Source organism: Roseiconus lacunae, assembly GCF_008312935.1.
GTDB lineage: Bacteria > Planctomycetota > Planctomycetia > Pirellulales > Pirellulaceae > Stieleria > Stieleria lacunae.
Genome location: NZ_VSZO01000073.1, coordinates 1 through 2,291, shown reverse-complemented (window position 1 = coordinate 2,291; position 2,291 = coordinate 1). Strand labels below are relative to the sequence as shown.

Annotated in this window: 1 protein-coding gene; it reads left to right on the top strand. The window is 55.2% G+C overall.

All coding sequences use genetic code 11. From position 1 onward, the window contains the following. Window positions 1-1,607: 1,607 nt before the first annotated feature. On the top strand, window positions 1,608-2,120 hold the full coding sequence (locus tag FYC48_RS25570; protein WP_149499651.1) for an ankyrin repeat domain-containing protein: 513 nt from the start codon (window positions 1,608-1,610) through the stop codon (window positions 2,118-2,120). The last annotated feature ends 171 nt before the right edge of the window (window positions 2,121-2,291 follow it).

Below are 2,291 nucleotides of genomic sequence, written 5' to 3'. Positions count from 1 at the left end.
GATGCACACGGAGCAACGGAGTCGGGGGCCTTTGGGTTTTAGTTTTTACTTGATCGCCGTTGCCCGGTGATCCTAGCCGTTCGTCGTGCTTGGTGACGGTTGTCGGTTTATCGATCTTCGAATTCGGAACAGCGCACAAGCCGGATATGGTGACTGCATTCGGCCCATTGCTTGCTGACGCGACCTCTGTTTCCCGTTGATCGCTTTTGATGTCACGGTTTGGTAAATGTTCTCAACAGCTAACAACTGCCAACAATGGTTCTGACTCCTGTGCGCCCGTTGCGTTGTCGCGGTGGAGTCTTCGATTGGCCCCAACACTCGATAACGGCCTAACGATCGGTCAACCGCCGACTTCGGTACTTCGGTTCGCACACACTATGCTGTTCCCGCCCCAGGCTGATGGATTGCCCCACGGCATTCAACCATCGCTACAATGAATCACGACCGTCCAACACCACGCTGGCGGCAACCGTAAACCGACGAACCAATCGATGCACGTGAGTCGCCGCGTTGAGGTTGTTGGAGTGGTTCGTCAACCGCGGCGACCACGTGATCGTCACCGTTCGTCGTGCTACTTCACGTTCGTTGGTTCATTCACCTTCGAATACGGATTAGATCCGACGCCTGTCGTCGTGACTGAATTGGGGCCCATTGCTTCGTGACGTCACCTCTGTTTCCTATTGATCGCTCTTAGTGTCACGGTTTGATAGATCATCTTGTCCAAACGGAATTTTGCTTGGTGATTCGCGGCGCAAGTCACTTTCGTCGTACCGGATGACTCACGTAGGGGCCCATTGATTGGCAGCGTGACATCAGTCGCCTATTGATCGCACCTGATGTCGCGGTTTTCTTGTCACTCCTGCTTCACCGTATTGATTCACGAACCGGCCCATCTAATGGCGACGATACCTCTGTCGCCTGTCAATCGCTCTTGGTGTCACGGTTTGATATCGAAATCCCGCTCGACATTGACGCCCCATGTCATTCGAGCGATTGCTACAATGATTCTGGCCCGTCCAACTTCCAACCGGCGGAAAACGTAGCCTGACGAACCATGTGATGAACGGGAGTCGCGGGCGCTGTTGTTTCCTGAGTTCACCATGTTTGGCCGCGCCCCCGTTATCACCAACGTTCCCCGCCTGAAATGCTGGAAGCCTCAACGTAGATTCATGATCGCATTCTTGCTCGGAATGATCGCTGACATCGTCTCCGGTTCTGCAGCAACCCGTATTCGCGCCGCGGAGGCGTTTGAGACTCCACCGACAAATCCCACGGCAAGACGGTGGGCCACGATTGCACTGACTCTTTTTCTCCTGACCTCTGCACTGATGCTTACGGCGGCCCTGGTTGACTGGTTTACGGGGCGACGCTTCATCGCAGAGTGTTTTGGCTGGACTGGGGTCGCCTGCCTCCAGCTATGTGTTGTTTGCGGCGTTCGCTACGCTATCGTCAATCGGAATGTGAAGTCAGCGACGAACTTGAACCCAGAGAGCGGGGAACCATCCCGTGCACCGGAGCCGGGCTTGCAAGGTTTCACGAATGGACACTCAACTTTCCCGGCCCGGTGACGGGTAACGTTACCTGGATCAAGCTTTGAGGATTTACACTTGGGGCAACGCGTTTTCGACAAGGCTGAATTCTACATCCGACGCGGAAGCCGAAAGCGATTACATCGGCTCCTTAAGAAGCGGCCACAGCTGCTTGAGTCTGACGATTCGTTGCTTCTCTTTACGGCCATCTGGTCGCGGCCATCGCTTGTTCGATGGTTGCTCGATCGGGGAGTCTCGGCTGACTGCAGGCTGGGAGCTGGTTCCAACACACCGCTAATGCAGGCTGCCGCTGACGGCGATACCGCCCTCATGGATTTGCTTTTGGGCTACGGGGCCGAAATCGAAGCGACAAACGAGCAGAACGAACGACCGCTTGGATTCGCATGCTCATGGCGTCAACTGGATGCTGCACGGTTGCTACTCCAACGAAACGCTGATCCGAATGCACTCGAAGATGCTGACAAGACATATCTTGACTGGGCTGAGTTGGGAGGAGACGATGAGTTGGTCCAGCTGCTACGCTCGTTCGGTGGGTTGGCTTTCTCAGAGCTACCAGGAGACACCAGGTAACAATGCGATGCACGACGAGTCGCCGAGTCGTGGATTTTGAAGTGGAGGATCGCTCGCGGCGACCGCGTGATCGCCAACGTTCGTCGTGCTTGGTCACGTTCGTTGTTTCTTCTAGCTTTAAGTTCGGATCAACGCACAAGCCGGATAGGATAACCGCAGTCGGCCCATTGC